Below are 22,425 nucleotides of genomic sequence, written 5' to 3'. Positions count from 1 at the left end.
GGCAGTGCATCTCAAGAGCCTCACGCTGAAGGGCTTCAAGTCGTTCGCCACGGCCACGACGCTGAAGCTGGAGCCGGGCATCACCTGCGTGGTGGGCCCGAACGGGTCCGGCAAGTCCAACGTCGTCGACGCCATCGCCTGGGTACTGGGCGAGCAGGGCGCCAAGGCGCTGCGCGGCGGCAAGATGGACGACGTGATCTTCGCCGGTACGTCCGGCCGCGCGCCGCTGGGGCGCGCCGAGGTCACGCTCACCATCGACAACACCGACGGCGCGCTGCCCATCGAGTACACCGAGGTGTCGATCACGCGGCGGCTGTTCCGGTCGGGCGACGGCGAGTACGAGATCAACGGGGACCGCTGCCGGCTGCTGGACATCCAGGAACTGCTGTCCGACTCGGGCATCGGCCGGGAGATGCACGTGATCGTCGGGCAGGGCCAGCTCGACGCCGTACTGCACGCGAAGCCGGAGGACCGGCGGGCGTTCATCGAGGAGGCGGCGGGCGTCCTGAAGCACCGTAAGCGCAAGGAGAAGGCGCTGCGGAAGCTGGACGCGATGCAGGCCAACCTCAACCGGGTGCAGGACCTGACCGGCGAGCTGCGCCGGCAGCTCAAGCCGCTGGGCAAGCAGGCCGAGATCGCCCGCCGCGCCGCCGGCATCCAGGCCGACCTGCGGGACGCGCGGCTGCGGCTGCTCGCCGACGACCTGGCCACGCTGCGCGGATCGTTGCAGCAGGAGGTCGCCGACGAGGAGTCGGTCCGCGGCAGCCGCGAGCGTACGGAGCGGGACTCGGCGGAGGCGGAGCGCCGGCTGACCGAACTGGAGGCCGAACTGGCCGCCGACGCACCCGTACTGGCCCGTGCGCAGGAGACCTGGTACCGGCTGTCGGCGCTGGAGGAGCGGTTCCGGTCGACCGGACAGCTGGCGGCCGAACGGCTGCGGTTCCTGTCCGCGGACCGCGAGGACGAACGCCCCGGCCGCGACCCCGACGCCCTGGAACGCGAGGCCGAGCGGGTCCGCGAGCAGGAGAACGAACTGCGGTTCGCGCTGGAGGAGGAGAAGGCGCGGCTGGCCGAGACGGTCGAGTACCGGCAGCAGGTGGAGTCGGACCTGCAGGACGCCGAACGCGAGCTGGTCGCGGCGGTCAAGGCGGTCGCCGACCGGCGCGAGGGCCTGGCCAAGCTGACCGGGCAGGTCAACGCGGTGCGGTCGCGTTCGCAGGCGGCGCAGGACGAGATCGCCCGGGTGTCGGCGGCGCTGGCCGAGGCGCGTGCGCGGTACGAGACGGCGGCCGAGGAGCTGGCCGAGGCGCAGGAGCAGGCCGACGGCATCGAGTCCGGCGACGCGGACCTGGCGACCCGGCTGCAGACCGCCCGGCAGGACCGGCAGGACGCCGAGGCACGGGTCAAGGAGCTGACCGACGCGGAACGTACGGCCGAGCGCGACGTCGCCCGGTGGAAGGCGCGCGAGGAGGCCCTGGCGATGGGCCTGCGCCGGAAGGACGGGGCGGGCGCGCTGCTCGCCGCCGGTGACCGCGTCCCCGGCGTACTCGGCAGCGTGGCGGCGTTGCTGGCGGTGGAGCCGGGCTGCGAGGCCGCGGTCGCCGCCGCGCTGGGGCAGTACGCGGACGCCGTGGCGGTGCACGCGGTGGACCACGCGGTCGCCGCGGTGGAGCTGCTGAAGGCGGACGACGCCGGCCGGGCCACGCTGCTCGTCGGCTCGACGTCCGACGTACCGGTGGGGGCGGGGTCGCTGCCGGGCGGCGCGCGGTGGGCGATGGACGTGGTGAAGTCGCCGGCGGAGCTGCGGCCCGCACTGACCGCGGTGCTCGGCCGGACCGTACTGGTGCCGGATCTGGCCGCGGCGCGCAGCCTGGTCGCCGACGACCCGACGCTGCGCGCGGTGACCGCAGACGGCGACGTGCTCGGCGCGGACCTCGCGGCGGGCGGGTCGGCGTCGGCGCCGAGCTTCATCGAGGTACAGGCGGCGGTCGACGAGGCGAAGGAACGCCGGGCCGAGGCCGAGCAGCGGGTCGAGACGCTGGGTGCGCAGCTGGACGGGGCGCGCGCCGAGGTCGCCACCCGCCGGGACGCGGCGAAGGCGGTCGAGCAGGCGCTGCGCGAGGCGGAGCAGCGGCACAACGCCGCGTCGCGCCGGTTGGCGGAGCTGGGTGCGGCGGCCCGGTCGGCGCAGGGCGAGGCGGACCGGCTGGAGGCGTCCCGGCAGAAGGCGGAGCATGCCCGCGACGCCGATCTCGCCGGCCTGGCCGACCTGGAGGAACGTCTCCGGCTGGCCGAGGACACCCCGGTCGACGAGGACCCGGACAGTACGCGGCGGGACGAGTTGGCCGCGGCGGTCGGGCCGTCCCGGCAGGCGGAGATGGAGGCGCGGCTGGCGGTGCGTACCGCGGAGGAGCGGGTGCGCGCGCTGTCCGGCCGGGCGGACGGGCTGGCCCGGCAGGCCGCGCAGGAGCGGGCGGCGCGGGAGCGTGCCGCGGCGCGCAAGGCGCGGCGGGAGCGGGGCGCGGCGGTGGCGCGCGCGGTGTCGCTGGCGGCGCAGGCCACGCTGCACCGGATCGGCGAGTCGCTGACGGCGGCGGCGGCCGAGCGGGACGCGGTGGCGGCCGCCCGGGTGGGCCGCGAGGCCGAACTGCGGGAGGTACGCGGCCGGGCGAAGGAGCTGGCCGCGGAGCTGGAGCGGCTGACCGACGCGATGCACCGGGACGAGGTGGCCCGCGCCGAGCAGCGGATGCGGATCGAGCAGCTGGAGGGCAAGGCGGCCGAGGACTTCGGCATCGACCTGGACACCCTGCTCGGGGAGTACGGGCCGGACCAGCCGGTACCGCCGTCCGCCGCCGAGCTCGCCGCGGCCGAGGCGGACGGCAAGCCGGAGCCTGCGCCGAAGCCGTTCGACCGGCCGGTACAGGAGAAGAGGGCGGCGCGGGGTGAGCGGGAGCTGGCGCTGCTGGGCAAGGTGAACCCGCTGGCGCTGGAGGAGTTCGCGGCGCTGGAGGAGCGGTTCAAGTTCCTGTCGGAGCAGTTGGAGGACCTGAAGGCGACCCGTCGCGACCTGCTGACCGTGGTGAAGGAGGTCGACGACCGGATCTTGGAGGTCTTCCGCACCGCGTACGAGGACACGGCGCGGGAGTTCGAGACGGTGTTCTCGGTGCTGTTCCCGGGTGGCGAGGGCCGGCTGTCGCTGACCGACCCGGACGACCTGCTGACCACCGGCATCGAGGTGGAGGCCCGCCCGCCGAACAAGAAGGTGAAGCGGCTGTCGCTGCTGTCCGGCGGGGAGCGGTCGCTGACGGCGGTGGCGTTGTTGTGCGCGATCTTCCGCGCCCGCCCCAGCCCGTTCTACGTGATGGACGAGGTCGAGGCCGCCCTCGACGACGTGAACCTGGGCCGCCTGCTGGACGTGATGAAGCTCCTGCAGAACGAGTCCCAGCTGATCGTCATCACCCACCAGAAGCGCACCATGGAGATCGCCGACGCGCTGTACGGCGTGACCATGCGCGGCGGCGTGACGCAGGTGATCAGTCAGCGGCTCAACGATGCGGAGATCGCGTGAGACGGGAGCGGTGTCGGGCGTTGCTGCTCGACCTGGACGGCGTACTGCGACGGTTCGACCCGGCGCGGCAGCGTGCCGTCGAGTCCGAGTACGGGTTGCCCGAGGGGATGCTGTCGGACCTGGCGTTCGCACCGGAGCGGCTGCGGCCGGCGGTGCTCGGCGCGGTACCGGACGCGGAGTGGATGGCGGGAGTGACCGACGCCGTCGCCGCCGCGACCGAGGACCCGGACCGGGCGGCGCGCGCGGTCGCCGCGTGGCGGGAGTACCGGGGCGAGGTGGTGCCGGAGGTGCTGGCCGCGGTGCGCGAGGTGCGCGCGTCGGGGGTGCCGGTGGCCCTGGGCACGAACGCGACTGACCGGCTGGACGCGGATCTGGCTCTGTTGGGCCTGACCGGCGAGGTCGACGCCATCCTCAACTCCTCGGTACTCGGCCACGCGAAGCCGTCGGCGGAGTTCTTCGCGGCGGCGTGCGCGCGGCTCGACGTGCCGGCGCGGCTGTGCCTGTTCGTCGACGACGACGACCGGAACGTACGGGGTGCGCGCATCGCGGGCCTCGCCGGCTTCCGCTACGGCGGACCCGCCGACCTGCGGTACCTGTCGGCGACGCTCGCGCAGCCCGCCGCCTGACCCCTCCGCCGTGCCGGGCCGGCGGGCCCCTACCGTGGCCGGCATGGACACGGGACTGGCGGGCCGGCGGGTACTGGTCACGGGCGCGACGGGCGGCATCGGCGGCGAGATCGTCCGCGCGTTCGGTACGGAGGGTGCCCGGGTCGCCGTGCACCACCGGTCGGGCGCGGACCGCGCGCGGGAGCTGGCCGCGGCGTACGACGGGGTGGCGCTGGGGGCGGACCTGACCGTCGAGGCCGAGGTGGACGCGCTGGTCACGGGGGCGGTGGCCGGCCTGGGCGGGCTCGACGTCCTCGTCGCGAACGCCGGGAAGTACCCGGTGCCGGCGGTGCCGCTGTGGGAGATGGACGCGGCGCGCTGGCGTACGACGATGGCGGCGAACCTGGACGCGGTGTTCCTGGTGTGCCGCGCGTTCCTGCGGCACGTGGCGACCACCGGTGTCGGCACGGTCGTCCTGGTCGGGTCGACGGCGGCCCGGTTCGGCGAGGCCGACCACGCGGACTACGCGGCGGCGAAGGCCGCGCTCACCGGGCTGGCGTTGAGCCTGAAGAACGAGATCGTACGGATCGCGCCGGCGGGCCGGGTCAACATCGTCGCGCCGGGCTGGACCGCGACCGACCGCAACGCCGACCGGCTCGACGACGACGACTTCGTACGGGCCCGTACGGCCACGATGTCGCTGGCGAAGCTGGGGCGCCCGGCCGACGTCGCCGCCGCCTGCCTCGTACTCGCCTCGGACCGGCTGTCCGGCCACGTCAGCGGCGAGACGGTGACCGTGGCCGGCGGCATGGAGGGCCGCGTCCTGCGCTGACCCGTGCGCGTGCCCCGCTGGTACGGCTCCTTCGGCGGTGACCGCGCCGTCGCGCCCCGACGAGGTGCGGCGCGTCGATCGGCAGCAGCGCTGGTACGACGACGGGGCGGATCGTCGCGCCGGGACGACGACGGCGGGATCAGTCGACGCGGGCGGCGGGCAGGTCGGCGAGGATCGCCCGTGCCGTTTCGGCGGCGGTCTGCCCGGTGGTGTCGAGCCAGCGGCCGAGGCGCGGCGTGGCGCGCAGTTCCCCGTCGAGAATCTCCGGGGTCCACCCGCCGGCGTACCCGGTCTTGGCGCGCTCGCGGTCCCGTACGGCGACGGCGGACGGCGCGGGCGCCAGGACCACCAGGTACCGCGGTCGGGTGCGGAGCCGGCCGAGGTAGGCGGGCAGGTCGGCGCCGAGGATGATGTCCTGAACGACGGCGGTGAACCCGGCCGCGGCGTACTCGTCGGCGGTTCGCGCGGACAGCCGGTACCGCAGGTCGAGCTGGTCGCGGACGGCGGCGTCGGGCGTACCGGGCGCCGGGTCGGCGCGGCCGCTGACGACCATCCGCCGGAACACGTCGCCGCGGACGTGCGCGGCGCGCGGCAGTGACTCGGCGATGAGCTGCGCCACCGTCGACTTGCCGGCGGCCATGATCCCGGTCAGTACGATGACCTCACCCACGCCGGAGAATCCTGCCGGTACGGCGTCGGCGGCGGCAAACGGTTTCGCCACGTGACCGGGCGTACCCGGAGGTGATCGTCACACGGGGCGATCCACGGTGATCAACTCGCCGTCGACCGGCTAGACTCATTCGGTACCTGTCATCGGCGCACCCCGCGCCGGGCTCGTCTTGTTCATCCCGGTGGCCTGTCCACGCACTCGGTCTGCCACCCGGTGATGGTTTCCCGTGGTGTTGCCGGGCCCGTTGGCCCTGGCCGGGCCGCGGAACCTTCGAGGAGAGACGCGCCCTCTTTTCGGAAGGTTCTGTCTTGACGAGCTCTGCTGCGTCCGTTCACGAGGAGAATTCCCCGTCCTTCGCCGATTTCGGCCTGCCCGACCGGTTGGTGTCGGTGCTGCACCGACGCGGCATGGCCGCGCCGTTCCCGATCCAGGCGGCCACCCTGCCCGACTCGCTCGCCGGGCGCGACGTGCTCGGCCGCGGGCGTACCGGGTCGGGTAAGACCCTGGCGTTCGGCCTGCCCACCCTGGTGCGGCTCGCCGACGGCCCGGACGCCGCGCCCAAGCGGCCCCGCGGCCTGGTCCTGGTGCCCACCCGCGAGCTGGCCATGCAGGTCCGCGACGCGCTCGAACCGCTCGGCCGCGCGCTCGGCGTACGCATCGCGGCGGTCGTCGGCGGCGCCCCGTTCCTCAAGCAGGTGAACCAGCTGCGCCGCGGCTCCGAGCTGGTCGTGGCGACACCGGGCCGGCTCGCCGACCTGATCGAGCAGCACGCCTGCGACCTGTCCGACGTGGAGATCACGGTCCTGGACGAGGCCGACCAGATGTGCGACATGGGCTTCCTGCCCGCCGTCACCGAACTGCTCGACCAGGTACGCCCGGACGGCCAGCGGATGCTGTTCTCCGCCACGCTCGACGGCGAGGTCGACAGCCTGGTCGAGAAGTACCTGACCGACCCGGTGACGCACTCGACCGACCCGGGTACCGCGTCGGTGTCGACGATGGAGCACCACCTGGTGTTCGTGGCGCCGCGCGACAAGGCGATCGTGACCGCGCAGATCGCCGGACGGGACGGCCGCACGCTGCTGTTCGTGCGTACCCGGACGTTCGCGGACCGGCTGGAGGAGGAGCTGCGCGCCGTCGGCGTACGGGCGCGCGCCCTGCACGGCGGCAAGACGCAGGCGGTGCGCACCCGTACGCTCGGCGAGTTCCGGGAGGGTCGGGTCAACGCGCTGGTCGCCACCGACGTGGCCGCCCGCGGCATCCACGTCGACGACGTCAGCCTCGTACTGCACGTCGACCCGGCCGGCGACCCGAAGGACTACCTGCACCGCGCCGGGCGTACCGCGCGGGCCGGTGGCTCGGGCACCGTCGTCACGCTCGTCACCCCGCGGCAGCGCCGCGCGACCGAGTCGATCACTCGGCAGGCCGGGGTCGACGCCAAGCGCCTCCGCGTACGGCTGGACGAGGACGGGATCGACCCGATGCTCGCCGAGGTCACCGGCGCCCAGGCGCCCAGCGGCGTCCCGGTGCCCGTTGAGCCGGAGCCGTCCCGCCGGCCCCGCCGCGAGTCCTCCGGCGGCCGGCCGTACCGGTCGGGTCCGCGCCGCGACGGCGACGGGTTCCGCGGCTCGCGCGGCGACGGTTTCCGCGGTACGCGCCGCGACGATGACGGTTTCCGCGGTACGCGCCGCGACGACGACGGTCCGCGCCGCGACAGCAACGGGTTCCGTGGCCAGCGTCGCGACGGCGAGGGTTTCCGTGCTACGCGTCGGGACGACGACGGTCCGCGCCGCGACGGCGACGGGTTCCGCGGTCAGCGTCGTGAGGACGGTGGCTTCCGCGGTCAGCGTCGTGACGGCGAGGGTTTCCGTGGCCCGCGTCGTGAGGACGATGGCTTCCGTGGTCAGCGTCGCGACGAGGGCGGCTTTCGCGGTCAGCGTCGTGACGGCGAGGGTTTCCGTGGCCCGCGTCGTGAGGACGGCGGCTTCCGTGGTCAGCGTCGCGACGACCGCGGTGCCGGCGGCCAGCGCCGTACCGACGGGGGGTTCCGGCCGCCGCGGCAGCGGGACGGCGCCGACGACCGCGGCAGCCGGTACGAGGACCGTGGCGCCCGCTCCGGCGACGCCGCGCACCGTACGCCGCGCCGCGACGAGCGGGGTCCGCGCGACCGCACCCAGCGGTACGAGGAGCGCGGCCCGCGCTTCGACGACCGCCGCCCGCGGTACGACGAGCCGCGGCAGCGGGGCGAGCACCCGCGTGGCGACGCCCGGCACCCGGGCAAGCCGCCGCGCAGCGAGCGTAAGCCCCGGTGGAACTCCCGCCGCGGCAACTGACCGCACCACCGGACCGGTCCGCAGCGGCGCCTGACCGCGGCGGGCCGACTCGCCGAGGCGACAGATCCGTACGACGTACCGCCCGCCGTGTTCGTTGACGGCGGGCGGTCGTGCGTTCAGGGTCGGGGTGGGGCGGTGTCGGCGAGGAGTCCGTCGGGCAGGTCGGTGGGGGAGGTCGCGCCGGCGAGCGCGAGCGCCTCGGCCAGGTCGGTACGGACGGCGTCGAGTGCGGCGGTGACGCCGGTGGCGCCGTCGGCGGCGAGTGCCCACAGGATGGGCCGTCCGAGCAGTACGGCGTCGGCGCCGAGCGCGAGCGCGGTCAGGACGTCGCGCCCGGACCGGATGCCGCCGTCGACGAGGACGGGTGCCCGGCCGGCGACGGCGGCGACGACATCGGGCAGCGCGTACGCGGTGTCGACGGCGCGGTCGAGCTGCCGTCCGCCGTGGTTGGACACGATGATGCCGGCGGCCCCGGCGGACAGGCAGTCGACGGCGTCGTCGCCGCGCAGCACCCCTTTCGCGAACACCGGTACGCCCTGGTCGGTCAGGTCGTGCAGGGTGTCGAGGGTGCAGGCGGGATCCTGGCTGGTGGCCGTGTCCGGGTCGGTGCCGGCGGCGAGGTGCTCGCCCAGGTTGACCAGATACTCCCGGTCGGTCACCGGTGGTCCGCCGCCGCGTGCCTTGGTCCCCGTGTACGGCGTGTCCACGGTGAGGACGAGCGCGCCCGCGCCGGCCGCGACGGCCCGCCGGGCGAGATGCCGGGACAGTGACGGGTCGGCGAGCACGTACACCTGGAACCACCAGGGGCCGGTCGCGGCGGCGGCGACGTCCTCGATACGGCGGGACGAGCGGGACGACAGCACCAGCAGCGACCCGGCCGCTCCGGTACCGCGGGCGGTGGCGACCTCGCCGTCCGGGTGCAGGCCGCCGTGGAAGGCGGTCGGCGCGACGAGGACGGGGGCGGCGAGCGGCGCATCGAGCAGGCGTACCGCGGTGTCGACGTGACTGACGTCGCGCAGCACCCGCGGCCGGTACCGGTGGCGCAGCCAGCCGGCCTCCGCCTCGCCCAGCGTGACCTCCTCGCCGGACCCGGTGGCGTAGTAGTCGTGCACGTCGGCGGGCAGCCTGTCACGTGCGGTACGTGCCTGCTCGGCCAGCAGTCGCAGCACATGTCCTCCCTCGTACGGCGCCGCCAACGTACCGGCGGCGGGTGTGTCCGGTCACGCGAACCGGGACGGTTCGGCGCGATCGGCGGCGTGCCCGCGATCGGGCGGCAGGCGTCTGTCAGGATTTGGGCATGGAGTATCTGCTCATCGCGGTCGGCGTCGTCGTGGTCCTGGCGCTCGTCGGCCTGTTCGCGTTCGTGCTGCCGCGCCAGCGGCGGTCCCGGGAGGCGCCCGAGGAGACCGCCGCGCCGACCGTGCGGCCCACCGGCCGTACCGAGACCGCGCCGCCCGCGGAACGTGGCACCGCGCAGCCGCAGGCTCCGCCGGAGGAGACCGCCGAGGAGGCGGCCGCCCCGCCGGCGATCGAGCGGCCGGAGCCGACGGCGGGCCGGCTGGCCCGGCTGCGCGGCCGGCTGGTCAAGTCGCAGAACCTGCTGGGCCGCGGCCTGCTGGCGCTGCTGTCCTCGGACAAGCTGGACGCCGACACGTGGGAGGAGATCGAGGACTCCCTGCTCACCGCGGACGTCGGGATCGAGGCGACCACGCAGATCGTCGAGCACCTGCGCGAGCGTACGAAGGTGCTGGGGACGCGGTCGGCGGGTGAGCTGCGGTCGATGCTGGCCGACGAGCTGGTCGACGCGCTCGGTGCGGACATGGACCGGTCGCTGGCGACCACGCCGCACCCGGAGCGGCCGGCGGTGACCCTGGTAGTCGGCGTCAACGGGTCGGGCAAGACGACCACCTGTGGCAAGATCGCGCGGGTGCTGGTCGCCGACGGACGCAGTGTCCTGCTGGGTGCCGCGGACACGTTCCGCGCCGCCGCGGTGGACCAGCTCGCGACCTGGGGCGAGCGCGTCGGCGCCGAGACGGTACGGGCCCCGGAGGGTCGCGACCCCGCCGCCGTGGCGTACGACGCGGTCCAGCGCGGGATCGAGACCAAGGTCGACACCGTACTGATCGACACCGCGGGCCGGCTGCAGAACAAGGTCGGCCTGATGGACGAGCTGGGCAAGGTCAAGCGGGTCGTGGAGAAGCACGGCCCGGTGGACGAGACGCTGCTCGTACTGGACGCCACCACCGGCCAGAACGGCCTCGCGCAGGCGCAGGTGTTCACCGAGGTGGTCAACGTGACCGGGGTGGTACTGACCAAGCTGGACGGCACGGCCAAGGGCGGCATCGTGATCGCCGTACAACGTAAGCTGGGCATTCCGGTGAAACTGGTCGGTCTGGGCGAGGGCCCGGACGACATGGCGCCCTTCGACCCCCGCCAGTTCGTCGACGCGCTGCTCGGCGAACCGGCGGGGACGAGTTGACGTCAACCCCCCCGAGGTGGTCGGTGACGCAACATGAGGTCCAGCTCCACGGCGGCAACACCAGCACGGTGGTCCGTGTCGGTGACACCGTCCGTCGCAACGCCGGTCCCTGGACGCCGGCGGTCCACGCCCTGCTCCGCCACCTGGAGGCGGTCGGGTTCACCGGCGCGCCCCGGGCGCTGGGCATCGACGAGCAGGGCCGCGAGGTCCTGTCGTACCTGGAGGGCGAGTGCGGGGAGTACCCGATCGCCGAGCACTGGGCGACCGACGAGGCGCTCGTGACGGTGGCCAAGATGCTGCGCATGTTCCATGACGCGCAGCGTGGCTTCCGTCCGCCGGCGGGCGCGGTGTGGCGTTCGTTCGGTCCGCCGCCGCCGGACACGGAGGTGATCTGCCACCACGACGCCGCGCCGCACAACGTCGTGTGGCGGCCGGACGGCACGCTCGCGCTGATCGACTTCGACCTGTCCAGCCCGGGTTCCCGGATCTACGACGTGGCGTACGCGGCGTGGACGTGGGTGCCGCTGTTCAGCGACCGCGACTCGTACACGCTGGGGTGGAAGCGGCCGAACCGGCCGCGCCGGCTGCGCATGTTCGCGGACGCGTACGGGTTGACGCCGCGGGACCGGCACCGGCTGGTACGGGTGATCCGGAAGCGGATCGTCGACCACGTCGAGGGCATCCGGCGGATGGCGGCCGCGGGCGAGCCGGCGTTCGTCCGGATCGTCCACAAGGGACACCTGCGCCGGCCGATGCGCGACCTGCGCCTGATCGACCACGAACGCCAGCTCCTGGAGTACGCGCTGCGCTAGGCCCACCGGCCCCGGTCAGGTGAGGCGCTTGAGGGTACGGATCACCGGCGCGGTCTCCACGCCGGTGATCCCGTCCAGCGCGGCGACCCGCCCGGTGAGGTAGTCGTACAGGGCGGGCGTGTCGGGGCAGGCGGCGACGGCGACGAGGTTGGTGGGGCCGGTCGTCGCGGCGAGGAACGTCAGCTCGGGGTGCCCGGCCATCGCCTCGGCGACCGCGACGAGCCGGTCCGGCCGTACGGACAGCCACAGTCGCGCCTCCGTCCGGCACCCGAGGACCGCCGGCGGCACGTCCACCGGGAACGTCAGCGCGCCGGCCCGGCGCAACTGCTCGACACGCCGCTGTACGGCGGACTCGGAGCGGCCGGTGCCCGCGGCGAGCCGTGCGTACCCGGTGCGGCCGTCGGTGGCGAGCCGGCCGCCGGGTCCGCCGCAACGCCGGCCGAGTCGACGCCCCGTACTGCCCGCGGGCACCGGGCCGTACCGGGATGCCGTGGTGGGTACGGAATCCGCCGCGGCGCGCGGTACGTGGCGAGCGCGGCGGCGTACCGAGGTCGTGTGACACGCCGGAAACAAATCATCACGTGCGCGCAACACCCGGGCGGCGGCGCAGAAACACCGCGCGACTTAGCTACCGCGCAACCGGCGTGCGGGCAACGGTGCCACAGGGGCTTGCCGGTACCCCGGCGTCGAGCGGGCGACAGCGCCGCGCCGCCGGGGCGGAGGGATTCGAGTCAGGGAGGTCGGCGTGCCCCTCGCGGCAGCGACACTCGACAGCGGCAACACCAGTTGGCTCCTGGTCTCGACGGCGCTCGTGCTGCTGATGACGCCGGGCCTGGCACTGTTCTACGGCGGGCTCAACCGCGCCAAGAGCGTGCTCAACATGATGATGATGAGCTTCGCGAGCATCGGCCTGGTGTCGGTGCTGTGGCTCCTCTACGGCTTCTCGCTGGCGTTCGGGACCAACGGCAGTTCGGGCGCGAACACCGTCATCGGCAGCTTCACGCAGTACCTGGGCACGAAGACGTTCATTCCGGAGATCTGGTCGTCGGCGGGCACGTCGACCGGCATCCCGACGTACGTGGTGCTGGCGTTCCAGATGATGTTCGCGGTCATCACGGTGGCGCTGATCAGCGGCTCGATCTCGGACCGGACGAAGTTCGCGGGCTGGCTGGTGTTCGGCTTCGGCTGGTTCACCCTCGTGTACGTCCCGGTCGCGCACTGGGTGTGGGGCGGCGGGTTCATCGGCGCGAAGATCGGCGCGCTGGACTTCGCCGGCGGTACGGCGGTGCACATCAACGCGGGTGCCGCCGCCCTCGCGCTCGCCCTCGTACTCGGCAAGCGGGTCGGGTGGCCGCGCGAGTCGTTCAAGCCGCACAACGTACCGATGGTGGCGTTGGGCGCGGGGCTGCTGTGGTTCGGCTGGTTCGGCTTCAACGCCGGTTCGGAACTGACCGCGGACAGCACGGCGGCGATCGCGTTCGTCAACACGCAGGTCGCCACCGCGGCCGGACTGCTCGGCTGGATCGTCGTGGAATGGATCCGGGACGGGAAACCGACCATGGTCGGCGCGTCCTCGGGTGCCGTCGCCGGCCTCGTCGCGATCACCCCGGCCTGCGCGTTCATCGCCCCGTACGCCGCGGTCCTGCTCGGCCTGGTCGCCGGCGCGGTGTGCGCGCTGGCGGTGAGCCTGAAGTACAAGCTGGGGTTCGACGACTCGCTGGACGTGGTCGGCGTGCACTTCGTCGGCGGCTGGATCGGCTCGTTGTGGATCGGCCTGTTCGGTACGCACTCGGTGAGTTCGCTGGTGGCGCACGACGGCCTGGTGTACGGCGGCGGCGTGGGCCAGCTCGGCCGGCAGGCGCTGGCCAGCCTGATCGTGACGGTGTGGTCGTTCGGCATCGCCTGGCTGCTCGGCACGCTCATCCAGAAGACGATCGGGCTGCGCGTCGACAAGGAGGTCGAGGTGGCCGGCATCGACCTCGCCGAGCACGCCGAGACCGGGTACGACCTGGCCGGGCTCACCGGCGGCCACCCGGTCGCCACCCGGCTCACCGCCCGGCCGGCGACGGCACCGGCGACCTCGGGGAAGGAGTAGGCGATGCAGCTCGTCACGGCGGTGGTGAAGCCGTTCCAGCTCGACGCGGTGAAGGACGCGGTGCAGGCGATCGGCGTCGCCGGGATGACCGTCACCGAGGTCAGCGGGTACGGCCGGCAGAAGGGCCACGTCGAGGTCTACCGGGGCGCCGAGTACTCGGTGGACTTCGTACCGAAGGCGCGGGTCGAGGTGCTGGTCGACGACTTCGACGTGGACAAGGTGGTCGACGCGATCGTCACCGCGGCCCGGACCGGGCGCATCGGCGACGGGAAGGTCTGGGTCACCGAGGTCCGGGAGGTGATCCGGGTCCGGACCGGCGAGCGAGGCGTCGATGCGCTCTGAGCCGGCCGCCCCGGACGGTCTCCGCGGCCCGGCCGACCCGGGTACGTCACGGGTCGACGGCGGTGTCCCGCCGCCGGTGGTGGACGGGATCGGGCCGGCGGCCCGGTCCCGCCGGGCGGACGCGCTGGACGCGTGGCTCGCCCGGCTGCTGCCGCCGGTACCGGGGGTGGCGCTGCTGGCGGTGGGCGGCCTGGGCCGGCGCGAGTGCCTGGCGTACGGGGACCTGGACCTGATCATCGTCCACAGTGGACGGCCGGACGTGTACCGGGTCGCCGACGCCGTCTGGTACCCGGTGTGGGACGCCGGCCTCGGCCTCGACCACGCGGTACGCACCGTGCCGGAGGTGCTCGCCGTCGGCCGGGACGACGTGAAGGCGGCGCTCGGCCTGCTGGACGCGCGGTTCGTGGCCGGCGACCGCGGCCTGGCCGAACGCATCCGCGCCGCCGTACGGGTCGACTGGCGGCGCCGCGCGCCCGCCCAGCTCGCCGCGCTGTACGAGATCACCGCGGCCCGGTGGGAACGCTTCGGCGAACTCGCCTTCGAACCCGAGGGCGACCTCAAGGAGGCGCGCGGCGGGCTCCGCGACGGCGTGGCGCTGCGCGGGGTCGCCCTGGCCCAGCTCGTACCGGGGCCGCGCGGTGCGGTGGCCGCGTCGTACCGGCGGCTGCTGAACGTCCGGGAGGCGCTGCACGCGCGGGCCGGGCGGCGGCTGGACCGGCTCGTCGCCGAACTGACCGACCCGGTCGCCACGCTGCTCGCCGGCGCCGGGCCGGACCTCCCGCCGGACGACCGGGTCCTACCGGTGGGACGGCCGGCGGACGTCACCGACTGGCGGCGCATCAACCCCGGGCTCGCGCTGCGCGCCCAGATCGCCGACGACGCCCGGACCCTGTCGTACGCGGCGCAGGACGCGTGGCGGTCGGTGCGCCGGCTGCGGCAGGGGCGACCGCTGCTCGGCCGGCGCGGTCGCGTCACCCGCCGCCCGCTCGACGACGGCGTCGTCGAACAGGACGGCGAGGTCGTCCTGGCGCGCGCCGCGCTGGCCCCGGACCGCGCCGACCCGGCGCTGCCGATCCGTACGGTCGCGGCGGCGGCCCGGTCCGGCCTGCCGGTGGCCGGGCCGACGCTCGAATGGCTGGCCGCGGCCTGCCCCGCACCGCCCGACCCGTGGCCCCCGGCCGTACGCGAGGCGTTCCTGCGGCTGCTCGGCGCCGGCCCCGGCCTCGTCGAGGCGTGGGAGGCGGCCGACCGGTACGGCCTGGTCGAACGCTGGATCCCGGAATGGTCCGCGGTCCGCAACCTGCCGCAGCCAGGCCCGGTGCACCGGCACACGGTGGACCGGCACCTGGTGCAGACCGTGGTGTGCGCCGCCGAGGCGTCCCGCGCGGTGGCCCGGCCCGACCTGCTGCTGCTCGGCGCGCTGCTGCACGACGTCGGCAAGGGCCGCGGCGTGGACCACTCCGCGGCGGGCGCCGCCATCGCCGAACGCGTCGGCGTACGGATGGGCCTGGCGCCGGCCGACGTGACCGTACTGGGCCGGCTGGTCCGCCGGCACCTGCTGCTGCCGGACACCGCGACCCGGCGCGACCTCGCCGACCCGGTGACGATCGGTACGGTCGCCGAGGCCGTCGACACCACCGACCTGCTGGACCTGCTCGCCGCGCTGTCCGTCGCGGACGCCCGCGCCGCCGGGCCGATCGCCGCGTCCGCGTGGCGGCTCGCGCTGATCGACACCCTGGTCGACCGGGTACGCGCGGTGCTGCGGACCGGTGAGCTGCCCGTACCGGCGGTCCCGGCGCCCGCGGTGGTGGCGCTCGCGGCCGGCCCGCTGCCCGCCGTCGAGGTCACCGACGAGACCGTACGGGTGGTGGCGGCCGCGGACGCCGGCCTGCTCGCCGCCGTCGCCGGCTGCCTCGCCGCCCACCGCCTCACCGTGCAGAGCGCGGACGTGGCGTCGCTGCCCGGATCCGCCGCCGTCGCCGTCGAATGCGTGGTACGTCCCGACTTCGGTACCGGCCCGGACCCCGCCCGGCTGGCCGCCGACCTGCGCCGCGCCGTGCGCGGGGAACTGCCCGTCGCGGAACGCCTCGCCGCCCGGGAACGCGGGTACGAGCGGGCAGCGGCGAGCACCGCGCCGCCCCGTGTCGTGTGGCACGACGGCGTCGCCACCGGCGCGGTCGTCCTGGAACTGCGCGCCGCGGACCGCATCGGCCTGCTGTACCGGGTGGCCCGCGCGCTCGCCGGCACGGACGCCTGGGTACGCGCGGCCCGGATCAGTACGCTCGGCGCGGCCGCGGTCGACAGCTTCTACCTCGTGGGCGAGTTCACCCGGCCGGCCCGGCGGGCCGCGGTGGCCGACGCGGTACTCGCCGCCGCGTCGGGATAGGCTCGGTGGGGCACACCTGCGCGCCCACCGGCCGTCCAAGAGGTACTGACAGGATGCGAACACCCATCCGGTCGGCGCCTCTGCGTACCAAGAGGGACCTTTCGTCGTGTTCGATTCGCTGACCGACCGGCTGTCCGGCATCTTCACCCAGCTGCGTGGCAAGGGCCGGCTGTCCGAGGCCGACATCGACGCCACCGCGCGCGAGATCCGGCTGGCGCTGTTGGAGGCGGACGTCGCGCTGCCGGTGGTCAAGGAGTTCATCAGGAACATCAAGGAGCGCGCCCGTGGCGCCGAGGTCTCCCAGGCGCTGAACCCGGCGCAGCAGGTCATCAAGATCGTGCACGAGGAGCTCGTCGCCACGCTCGGCGGCGAGGAGCGCCGGCTCAACTTCGCCAAGCAGCCGCCGACCGTGATCATGCTCGCGGGTCTGCAGGGCGCCGGTAAGACCACCCTGGCCGGGAAGCTGGGCCGCTGGCTGCGCCAGCAGAACCACACCCCGCTGCTGGTCGCCGCCGACCTCCAGCGCCCCAACGCGGTCAACCAGCTCCAGATCGTCGGCGAGCGCGCCGGCGTCGAGGTGTACGCGCCGGAGCCCGGCAACGGCGTCGGCGACCCCGTACAGGTGGCGAAGGACTCGATCGAGCACGCCAAGCGGGTCCAGCGCGACGTGGTCATCATCGACACCGCCGGCCGGCTCGGCATCGACGCGGAGATGATGGCGCAGGCCGCGGCGATCCGCGACGTGACCGACCCGGACGAGGTCCTGTTCGTCATCGACGCGATGATCGGTCAGGACGCGGTGGCGACCGCCGAGGCGTTCCGGGACGGCGTGGGCATCAGCGGCGTCGTACTGTCCAAGTTGGACGGTGACGCCCGCGGTGGCGCGGCGCTGTCGGTGCGGCAGGTGACCGGGCAGCCGATCATGTTCGCGTCCACCGGCGAGAAGCTCGAAGACTTCGACGTCTTCTACCCGGAGCGGATGGCCTCGCGCATCCTCGGCATGGGCGACGTGCTCACCCTGATCGAGCAGGCGGAGAAGGTCTTCGAGGCCGACCAGCAGGAGCGGATGACCGCGAAGCTGGTCGGTGGCGAGCAGTTCACCCTGGACGACTTCCTGGAGCAGCTGATCGCCATCCGCCGGATGGGGCCGATCAGCAACCTCCTGTCGATGATGCCGGGCATGGGTCAGATGAAGGACCAGATCGCCGACATCGACGACAAGCACCTCGACCGGGTCACCGCGATCATCCGTTCGATGACCCCGCAGGAGCGCACCACCCCGAAGATCCTGAACGGGTCGCGCCGCGTCCGCATCGCCAACGGTTCGGGTACGTCGGTGACGGATGTGAACCAGCTGCTGGAGCGCTTCACCGAGGCGCAGAAGATGATGAAGCAGATGGGCGGCATGATGGGCCTGCCCGGCCGGCGCAAGGCGACGAAGTCGCCGAAGAGCAAGCGCAAGGGCAAGAAGGGCAAGCAGCAGAACCGTCAGCCGCGCGGTGGCGGGATGCCGGGTCTGCCGGCCGGGTTCCCCGCGCTGCCCGGTGCGGGGAACGGCGCCGGCAACGGCGGGCAGGGCGACGACAAGGACGCCGCGGGTCTGCCGCCCGGCTTCCAGATGCCCAAGATCGACTTCTCCAAGTTCGGCAAGAAGTAGCGGCGGCCGTCCCCGCGTACGCCGAGTGGCCGGTGACGCCGCTGGGCGACGGCGGGCGGAATGTCCCGCCGGGTGAGGGTGATCTCGCCGGTCGGTTGAGCCGGGAGGGGCGCGGGGTTTCTAGGCTGATCTTGTGCTTCGTCGAATTCTGCGCGGTACGGCGGTGGTCGGGGCGGGTCTCGCCCTGGTCGCCGCCGTCGCCGTCTCCGTACCCGCCGACGCCGGGTACGTCGGGCAGTTCCATGTCGCCTTGGGTGACTCGCTGTCGGTCGGGGTGCAGCCACGCCTGGCCGGTGTGGCGGCCGGCAACCGGCACACGCCCGACGGGTACCCGAACCAGTTGGACGGGGCGCTGCGGAAGGCGGGCGCGCGCGTACGGCTGGCCGGCTTCGGGTGTTCGGGTGCGACGTCGACGGAGCTGGTGGCGGGCGGCCGCTGCGCGTACCAGGGGGCGGTGTCGCAGTTGGACGCGGCGCTGCGGTTCATCGGGGCGCGCCCGGACCGGGTGTCGCTGGTGACGGTGGACATCGGCATCAACGACGTGATGCGGTGCCTGGCCGGCCAGCGGGTGTCGACCCCGTGCGTACGGCGCGGGCTGGCCGCGGTGCGCCGCAACCTGCCGGTGACGTTGCGCCGGTTGCGTGCGGCGGCGCCGACCGCGCCGGTCGTCGCGATGACGTACTACGACCCGATGCTGGCGACGTATCCGAGCACCCCGGCGTACGCGCGGCGGACCGGTGCGGTGTTCGCCGAGCTGAACGGCATCATCACGGCGGCGTGCCGGCGGACGGGCGCGCGGGTCGCGGACGTGGCCGGGGCGTACGGAACGACGGAGCTGACGCGCACCGAGGTGCTGCCCGACGGCCGGACCGTACCGGTGGCGACGGCCCGGGTGTGCCGGTGGACGTGGATGTGCGCGGCGCCGCCGGTCGGGCCGAACCTGCACGCCAACACGGCCGGCTACCGCACGATCGCCCGGGCGTACGGGGTGGCGTCGGGTCTGCCGACCGACTGGGGCTGACCGGGCGATACGGTCGGCGGCATGGTGCTTCACGTACGCGGGGTGCTGCTGCCCGACGACGAGGTACGGGACCTGTGGCTGGTCGGCGACCGGGTGACGTTCGAGCCGGTACCGGGGGCGGAGACGGTCGCGGCGGCGGGGTTCGTACTGCCGGGCCTGGTCGACGCGCACTGCCATCTCGGCATCGCGCGCGGCGCCTCCCCGGTCACCGACCTGGACACGGCGCGGGCGCTGGCCCGTACCGACCGGGACGCCGGGGTGCTCGCGATCCGTGACGCCGGCTCGCCCCTGCACTACCCGGAACTGGCGGACGAGCCCGACCTGCCGCGCCTGGTCCGCGCCGGGCGCCACCTCGCCCCGCCCAAGCGGTACCTGCGGGGCGTGGCCGCCGAGGTGACGGCGCAGGAGCTGCCCGCGGCGGCGGCCGAGCAGGCGCGGCGGGGCAGCGGCTGGATCAAGCTGGTCGGTGACTGGATCGACCGCGGCGAGGGCGACCTCGGCCCCACGTACGACGAGGAGACGGTGACGGCCGCGGTGGCCGCCGCGCACGCCGCCGGCGCCCGGGTCGCGGTGCACACGTTCAGCGAGGAGGCCGTCGCCTTCCTCGTACGCGCGGGTGTCGACTCGGTCGAGCACGGCACGGGCCTGACGCCGGACCTGGTCGACGAGATGGCGCGGCGCGGCACGGCGCTGGTGCCCACGATGATCAACATCGAGACGTTCGACGGCATCGCCGCCCAGGCCGACCCCAAGTTCCCCGTGTACGCCAGCCACATGCGCCGGCTGAAGCACACGTTCCCGCGGCTGGTGGGCGCCGCGGTCGACGCGGGCGTCCCGGTGTACGTGGGGACCGACGCCGGCGGCGGCATCGACCACGGGCTCGCCGCCGAGGAGATGCTGCTGCTGCACGACAAGGCCGGCCTCGCCGCCCTCGACGTACTCGCCGCGGCGTCGTGGCGGGCGCGCGAGTGGCTGGGCATCCCGGGGCTGGTCGAGGGCGGACTCGCCGACCTCGTCGTCTACGACCGCGACCCGCGTACCGACCTGTCGGTGGTGCGCGAGCCGTCCCGCATCGTGCTGCGCGGCCGCGTCATCCGCTGACGACCCGGCTCGCGGCAGATCGCGGCGTCGACGGTCGCGTCGAACCGCACGGCCACGGCGGGTCGGTGGTCGCCCGCGGCGCTCCCGCCGGGCTTGCGGCCGCCATGGTCGCGGGCGTACTCGGGGCGTCGCGGCCACCGCGCGGTGCCGTACGGTCGCCGGATGCCTGTCGTACTCGTGAACGGGTTGTCCGGCGCCGGGAAGTCGACCCTGGCGCGGCGGCTGGCGGAAGCCCTGCGGCTGCCGCTGTTCAGCAAGGACGTGGTGAAGGAGACGCTGGCGGACGCGCTCGGCGAGGACGCCTGGCGGGACGACCCGGTCGCGGCGCGGCGGCTCGGCGTCGCCGCGTCCGAACTGCTGTGGTCGCTGCTGGCGGACGCGCCGGCCGGAGCCGTCGTCGAGTCCGCGTGGATCGGCGTACGTGACCTCGCGGCCGCCGGGCTGGCCCGCGCCGGCGTGGCCCGGCCGCTGGAGATCTGGTGCGACGTCCCGGTCGAGGTGGCGCGGCAGCGGGTGGTGGACCGTTGGCCACGGCACCCGGTACACGTCGGCGAACCGCACGGGGACGACCGCTGGGCGGACTGGGCGGCCGCGGCGGAGCCGCTCGCGCTGGGCCCCGTGTACCGGGTGGACACCACGAAGCCGGTCGATGTACCGGCCCTCGCCGCCTGGATCGTGGGCAGTACCGGCGGAAGCTCGGCCGCGGCGTACGCCTAGGATGACCGGTCATGGCGCGAGTGCTGACCCCGCAGGCGGAGGACTTTCCCCGCTGGTACCAGGACGTGATCAACAAGGCCGAGCTGGCCGACAACGGGCCGGTCCGCGGGACCATGGTGATCCGACCGACGGGATACGCCCTGTGGGAGCGGATGCAGGCCGAGATGGACGACCGGATCAAGGCCGCCGGCGCGCAGAACGCGTACTTCCCGCTGTTCATCCCGGAGAGCTACCTCAAGCGTGAGGCCGAGCACGTCGAGGGCTTCTCGCCGGAGCTGGCCGTGGTCACCCATGCCGGCGGCAAGGACCTGGAGGAGCCGGTCGTCGTCCGGCCGACGTCCGAGACGGTCATCGGCGAGTTCATGGCGAAGTGGGTCCAGTCGTACCGGGACCTGCCGCTGCTGCTCAACCAGTGGGCGAACGTGGTGCGCTGGGAGCTGCGCCCGCGCGTCTTCCTGCGTACCAGCGAGTTCCTGTGGCAGGAGGGGCACACCGCGCACGCGACCGAGGCCGACGCCCGGGCGTACGCGCGGCGCATCCTGCACGAGGCGTACGAGGACCTGATGGTCAACGTGCTGGCGATCCCGGTGATCGTGGGGTGCAAGACGGCCGCCGAGCGGTTCGCCGGCGCGACGAACACGTACACGCTGGAAGCGATGATGCGGGACGGCAAGGCGCTCCAGATGGGCACCTCGCACGAGCTGGGGCAGAACTTCGCCCGCGCGTTCGACATCGACTTCAGCGCCGACTCCGGTTCCCGGGAGTACGCGTGGACGACGTCGTGGGGCACCTCGACGCGGATGGTCGGCGGGCTGATCATGTGCCACGGCGACGACAACGGCCTGCGCGTACCGCCGGCGCTGGCGCCGATCCAGGCGCAGGTGATGGTGGTCAAGGCCGGTGACGGGGTGGTCGAGGCGGCCGCCAAGCTGCGTGACGCGCTGCGTGACGCGGGTGTCCGGGTCGGGTTCGACGACCGTACCGACACGCCGTTCGGCCGGCGCGCCGTGGACGCCGAGCTGAAGGGCTACCCGATCCGGGTCGAGGTGGGTCCGCGCGATCTCGCCGCCGGCAACGTGGTCCTGGCCCGCCGCGTCCCCGGCGACAAGACCCCCGTCCCGATCGAGAACGCGGTGGCCGAGATCCGCGCCGCGCTCGACGCCGACCACCGCGCGCTGTACGACTCGGCCCTGGCGTACCGGGAGGCGCACACGGTCGACGTGACCAGCCTGGACGACGCGGTCGCCGCCGCGGCCACCGGCTTCGCCCGCATCCCGTGGTCGACCGTTGGCCCGGAGGGCGAGGCGGTGCTGAACAAGCAGGCCGTCACGGTCCGCTGCCTGGTCCGCGCCGACGGCTCGGTGCCCGACTCGGTCGACGAGCCCGACCTCACCGCGTACGTCGCCCGCTCGTACTGACGGGCGTTCCGCGTCCGGCCGGCTCACCCGGTCGGGCGCGGGGTGGCCGGTGCCGCAACGTCCGTCGGGCGGGGTCGGTGGCGTCCGGGTGAGCATGCCCACGAACGCTGGCCCGCCACCGGCCGGGGCCGGGATGCTCCCCGGATGACTGGTTTCTTCGCCCCCGGCGACACCGTCCGCTACCGCTCGTACTTCGGCGGCACGCTGATGTCCGTCACCCCGGTCCGGGTGGTACGTCACGACGACGGCGGCCTGCTGACGTGGACGGCCGGCGACACGCCGCTGTGGCGGCGACGCGACGCGGCCGGGCGCGCGCTGCGGGACGTACCGCGGGGCGAGTGGCCGGCGGCGCTGTCCGAGGACGTCTGGTTCGGCCACGGCGTCCTCGT

At 74.2% G+C, this 22,425-nt stretch carries 17 protein-coding genes and 1 pseudogene; 15 read left to right on the top strand and 3 right to left on the bottom strand.

What is annotated here, in order from left to right:
• Window positions 1–4: 4 nt before the first annotated feature.
• The 3 genes from smc to Aru02nite_RS26005 are packed head-to-tail and all read left to right on the top strand — an operon-like array spanning window position 5 to window position 5,005.
• Entirely contained in the window at window positions 5–3,568 is a 3,564-nt protein-coding gene (smc, locus tag Aru02nite_RS26015) for a chromosome segregation protein SMC (protein ID WP_203662345.1), read from the top strand.
• Window positions 3,565–4,194, top strand: a complete 630-nt coding sequence (locus Aru02nite_RS26010; RefSeq protein WP_203662186.1) for an HAD-IA family hydrolase — start codon at window positions 3,565–3,567, stop codon at window positions 4,192–4,194. Before smc ends, Aru02nite_RS26010 begins: the two co-directional genes overlap by 4 nt.
• A 43-nt stretch (window positions 4,195–4,237) precedes the next feature.
• Window positions 4,238–5,005: an SDR family NAD(P)-dependent oxidoreductase gene (locus tag Aru02nite_RS26005; protein ID WP_203662185.1), complete on the top strand. Its 768-nt coding sequence runs from the start codon at window positions 4,238–4,240 to the stop codon at window positions 5,003–5,005.
• 139 nt (window positions 5,006–5,144) lie between these two features.
• Here Aru02nite_RS26005 and Aru02nite_RS26000 read toward each other — a convergent pair whose 3' ends face one another.
• Window positions 5,145–5,726: an AAA family ATPase gene (locus tag Aru02nite_RS26000; RefSeq protein WP_203662184.1), complete on the bottom strand. Its 582-nt coding sequence runs from the start codon at window positions 5,724–5,726 to the stop codon at window positions 5,145–5,147.
• 257 nt (window positions 5,727–5,983) lie between these two features.
• On the opposite strand from Aru02nite_RS26000, the gene Aru02nite_RS25995 reads away from it, so the two are divergent.
• Complete coding sequence (locus Aru02nite_RS25995) at window positions 5,984–8,008, top strand: DEAD/DEAH box helicase (RefSeq protein WP_239076954.1); 2,025 nt, start codon at window positions 5,984–5,986, stop codon at window positions 8,006–8,008.
• Between the two features lie 116 nt (window positions 8,009–8,124).
• On the opposite strand, the gene Aru02nite_RS25990 is transcribed toward Aru02nite_RS25995, so the two are convergent.
• The gene (locus Aru02nite_RS25990) at window positions 8,125–9,177 is read right to left on the bottom strand and encodes an alpha-hydroxy acid oxidase (RefSeq protein ID WP_239076953.1); all 1,053 of its coding nucleotides are present in this window, start codon (window positions 9,175–9,177) and stop codon (window positions 8,125–8,127) included.
• Window positions 9,178–9,305: 128 nt separating this feature from the next.
• Between Aru02nite_RS25990 and ftsY the strand changes: the two genes are divergently transcribed.
• A complete protein-coding gene (gene ftsY / locus Aru02nite_RS25985) occupies window positions 9,306–10,487 on the top strand; it encodes a signal recognition particle-docking protein FtsY (RefSeq protein WP_203662183.1) in 1,182 nt (393 codons plus the stop codon).
• A gap of 23 nt (window positions 10,488–10,510) precedes the next feature.
• The gene (locus tag Aru02nite_RS25980; RefSeq protein ID WP_203662182.1) at window positions 10,511–11,299 is read left to right on the top strand and encodes a phosphotransferase enzyme family protein; all 789 of its coding nucleotides are present in this window, start codon (window positions 10,511–10,513) and stop codon (window positions 11,297–11,299) included.
• A gap of 15 nt (window positions 11,300–11,314) precedes the next feature.
• Here Aru02nite_RS25980 and Aru02nite_RS25975 read toward each other — a convergent pair whose 3' ends face one another.
• On the bottom strand, window positions 11,315–11,770 hold the full coding sequence (locus Aru02nite_RS25975) for an Lrp/AsnC family transcriptional regulator (protein ID WP_203662181.1): 456 nt from the start codon (window positions 11,768–11,770) through the stop codon (window positions 11,315–11,317).
• Between the two features lie 349 nt (window positions 11,771–12,119).
• Between Aru02nite_RS25975 and Aru02nite_RS25970 the strand changes: the two genes are divergently transcribed.
• The 9 genes and pseudogenes from Aru02nite_RS25970 to Aru02nite_RS25930 all read left to right on the top strand — a co-directional run.
• Window positions 12,120–13,394 (top strand): ammonium transporter, encoded by a 1,275-nt coding sequence (locus Aru02nite_RS25970; RefSeq protein ID WP_373324986.1) that lies wholly within the window; start codon window positions 12,120–12,122, stop codon window positions 13,392–13,394.
• A 3-nt stretch (window positions 13,395–13,397) separates the two neighbouring features.
• On the top strand, window positions 13,398–13,736 hold the full coding sequence (locus Aru02nite_RS25965) for a P-II family nitrogen regulator (protein WP_203662179.1): 339 nt from the start codon (window positions 13,398–13,400) through the stop codon (window positions 13,734–13,736).
• A complete protein-coding gene (locus tag Aru02nite_RS25960; protein WP_203662178.1) occupies window positions 13,726–16,122 on the top strand; it encodes a [protein-PII] uridylyltransferase in 2,397 nt (798 codons plus the stop codon). The genes Aru02nite_RS25965 and Aru02nite_RS25960 overlap by 11 nt, the downstream gene beginning before the upstream one ends.
• 106 nt (window positions 16,123–16,228) lie before the next feature.
• Window positions 16,229–17,779 carry a signal recognition particle protein gene (gene ffh / locus Aru02nite_RS25955; protein WP_203662177.1) on the top strand — a complete coding sequence of 517 codons (1,551 nt, stop codon included), beginning with the start codon at window positions 16,229–16,231 and terminating at the stop codon, window positions 17,777–17,779.
• A 133-nt stretch (window positions 17,780–17,912) separates the two neighbouring features.
• Window positions 17,913–18,800: an SGNH/GDSL hydrolase family protein gene (locus Aru02nite_RS25950; protein WP_203662176.1), complete on the top strand. Its 888-nt coding sequence runs from the start codon at window positions 17,913–17,915 to the stop codon at window positions 18,798–18,800.
• A gap of 21 nt (window positions 18,801–18,821) precedes the next feature.
• Window positions 18,822–19,901 (top strand): amidohydrolase family protein, encoded by a 1,080-nt coding sequence (locus Aru02nite_RS25945; RefSeq protein ID WP_203662175.1) that lies wholly within the window; start codon window positions 18,822–18,824, stop codon window positions 19,899–19,901.
• A 162-nt stretch (window positions 19,902–20,063) separates the two neighbouring features.
• Window positions 20,064–20,618, top strand: a complete 555-nt coding sequence (locus Aru02nite_RS25940) for a P-loop nucleotide/nucleoside kinase family protein (RefSeq protein WP_203662174.1) — start codon at window positions 20,064–20,066, stop codon at window positions 20,616–20,618.
• 11 nt (window positions 20,619–20,629) lie between these two features.
• Window positions 20,630–22,036, top strand: coding sequence for a proline--tRNA ligase (gene proS, locus Aru02nite_RS25935; protein ID WP_203662173.1), 1,407 nt, complete (start codon window positions 20,630–20,632; stop codon window positions 22,034–22,036).
• 144 nt (window positions 22,037–22,180) lie between these two features.
• A pseudogene (locus Aru02nite_RS25930) lies at window positions 22,181–22,425 on the top strand (ribonuclease FAU-1 family protein); the annotation flags it as partial.

The sequence above is a fragment of the Actinocatenispora rupis genome (assembly GCF_016861975.1).
Taxonomy (GTDB): domain Bacteria; phylum Actinomycetota; class Actinomycetes; order Mycobacteriales; family Micromonosporaceae; genus Actinocatenispora; species Actinocatenispora rupis.
The sequence above is the reverse complement of the archived record's forward strand: the minus strand, read 5'-3'. Positions and strand labels throughout refer to the sequence as shown.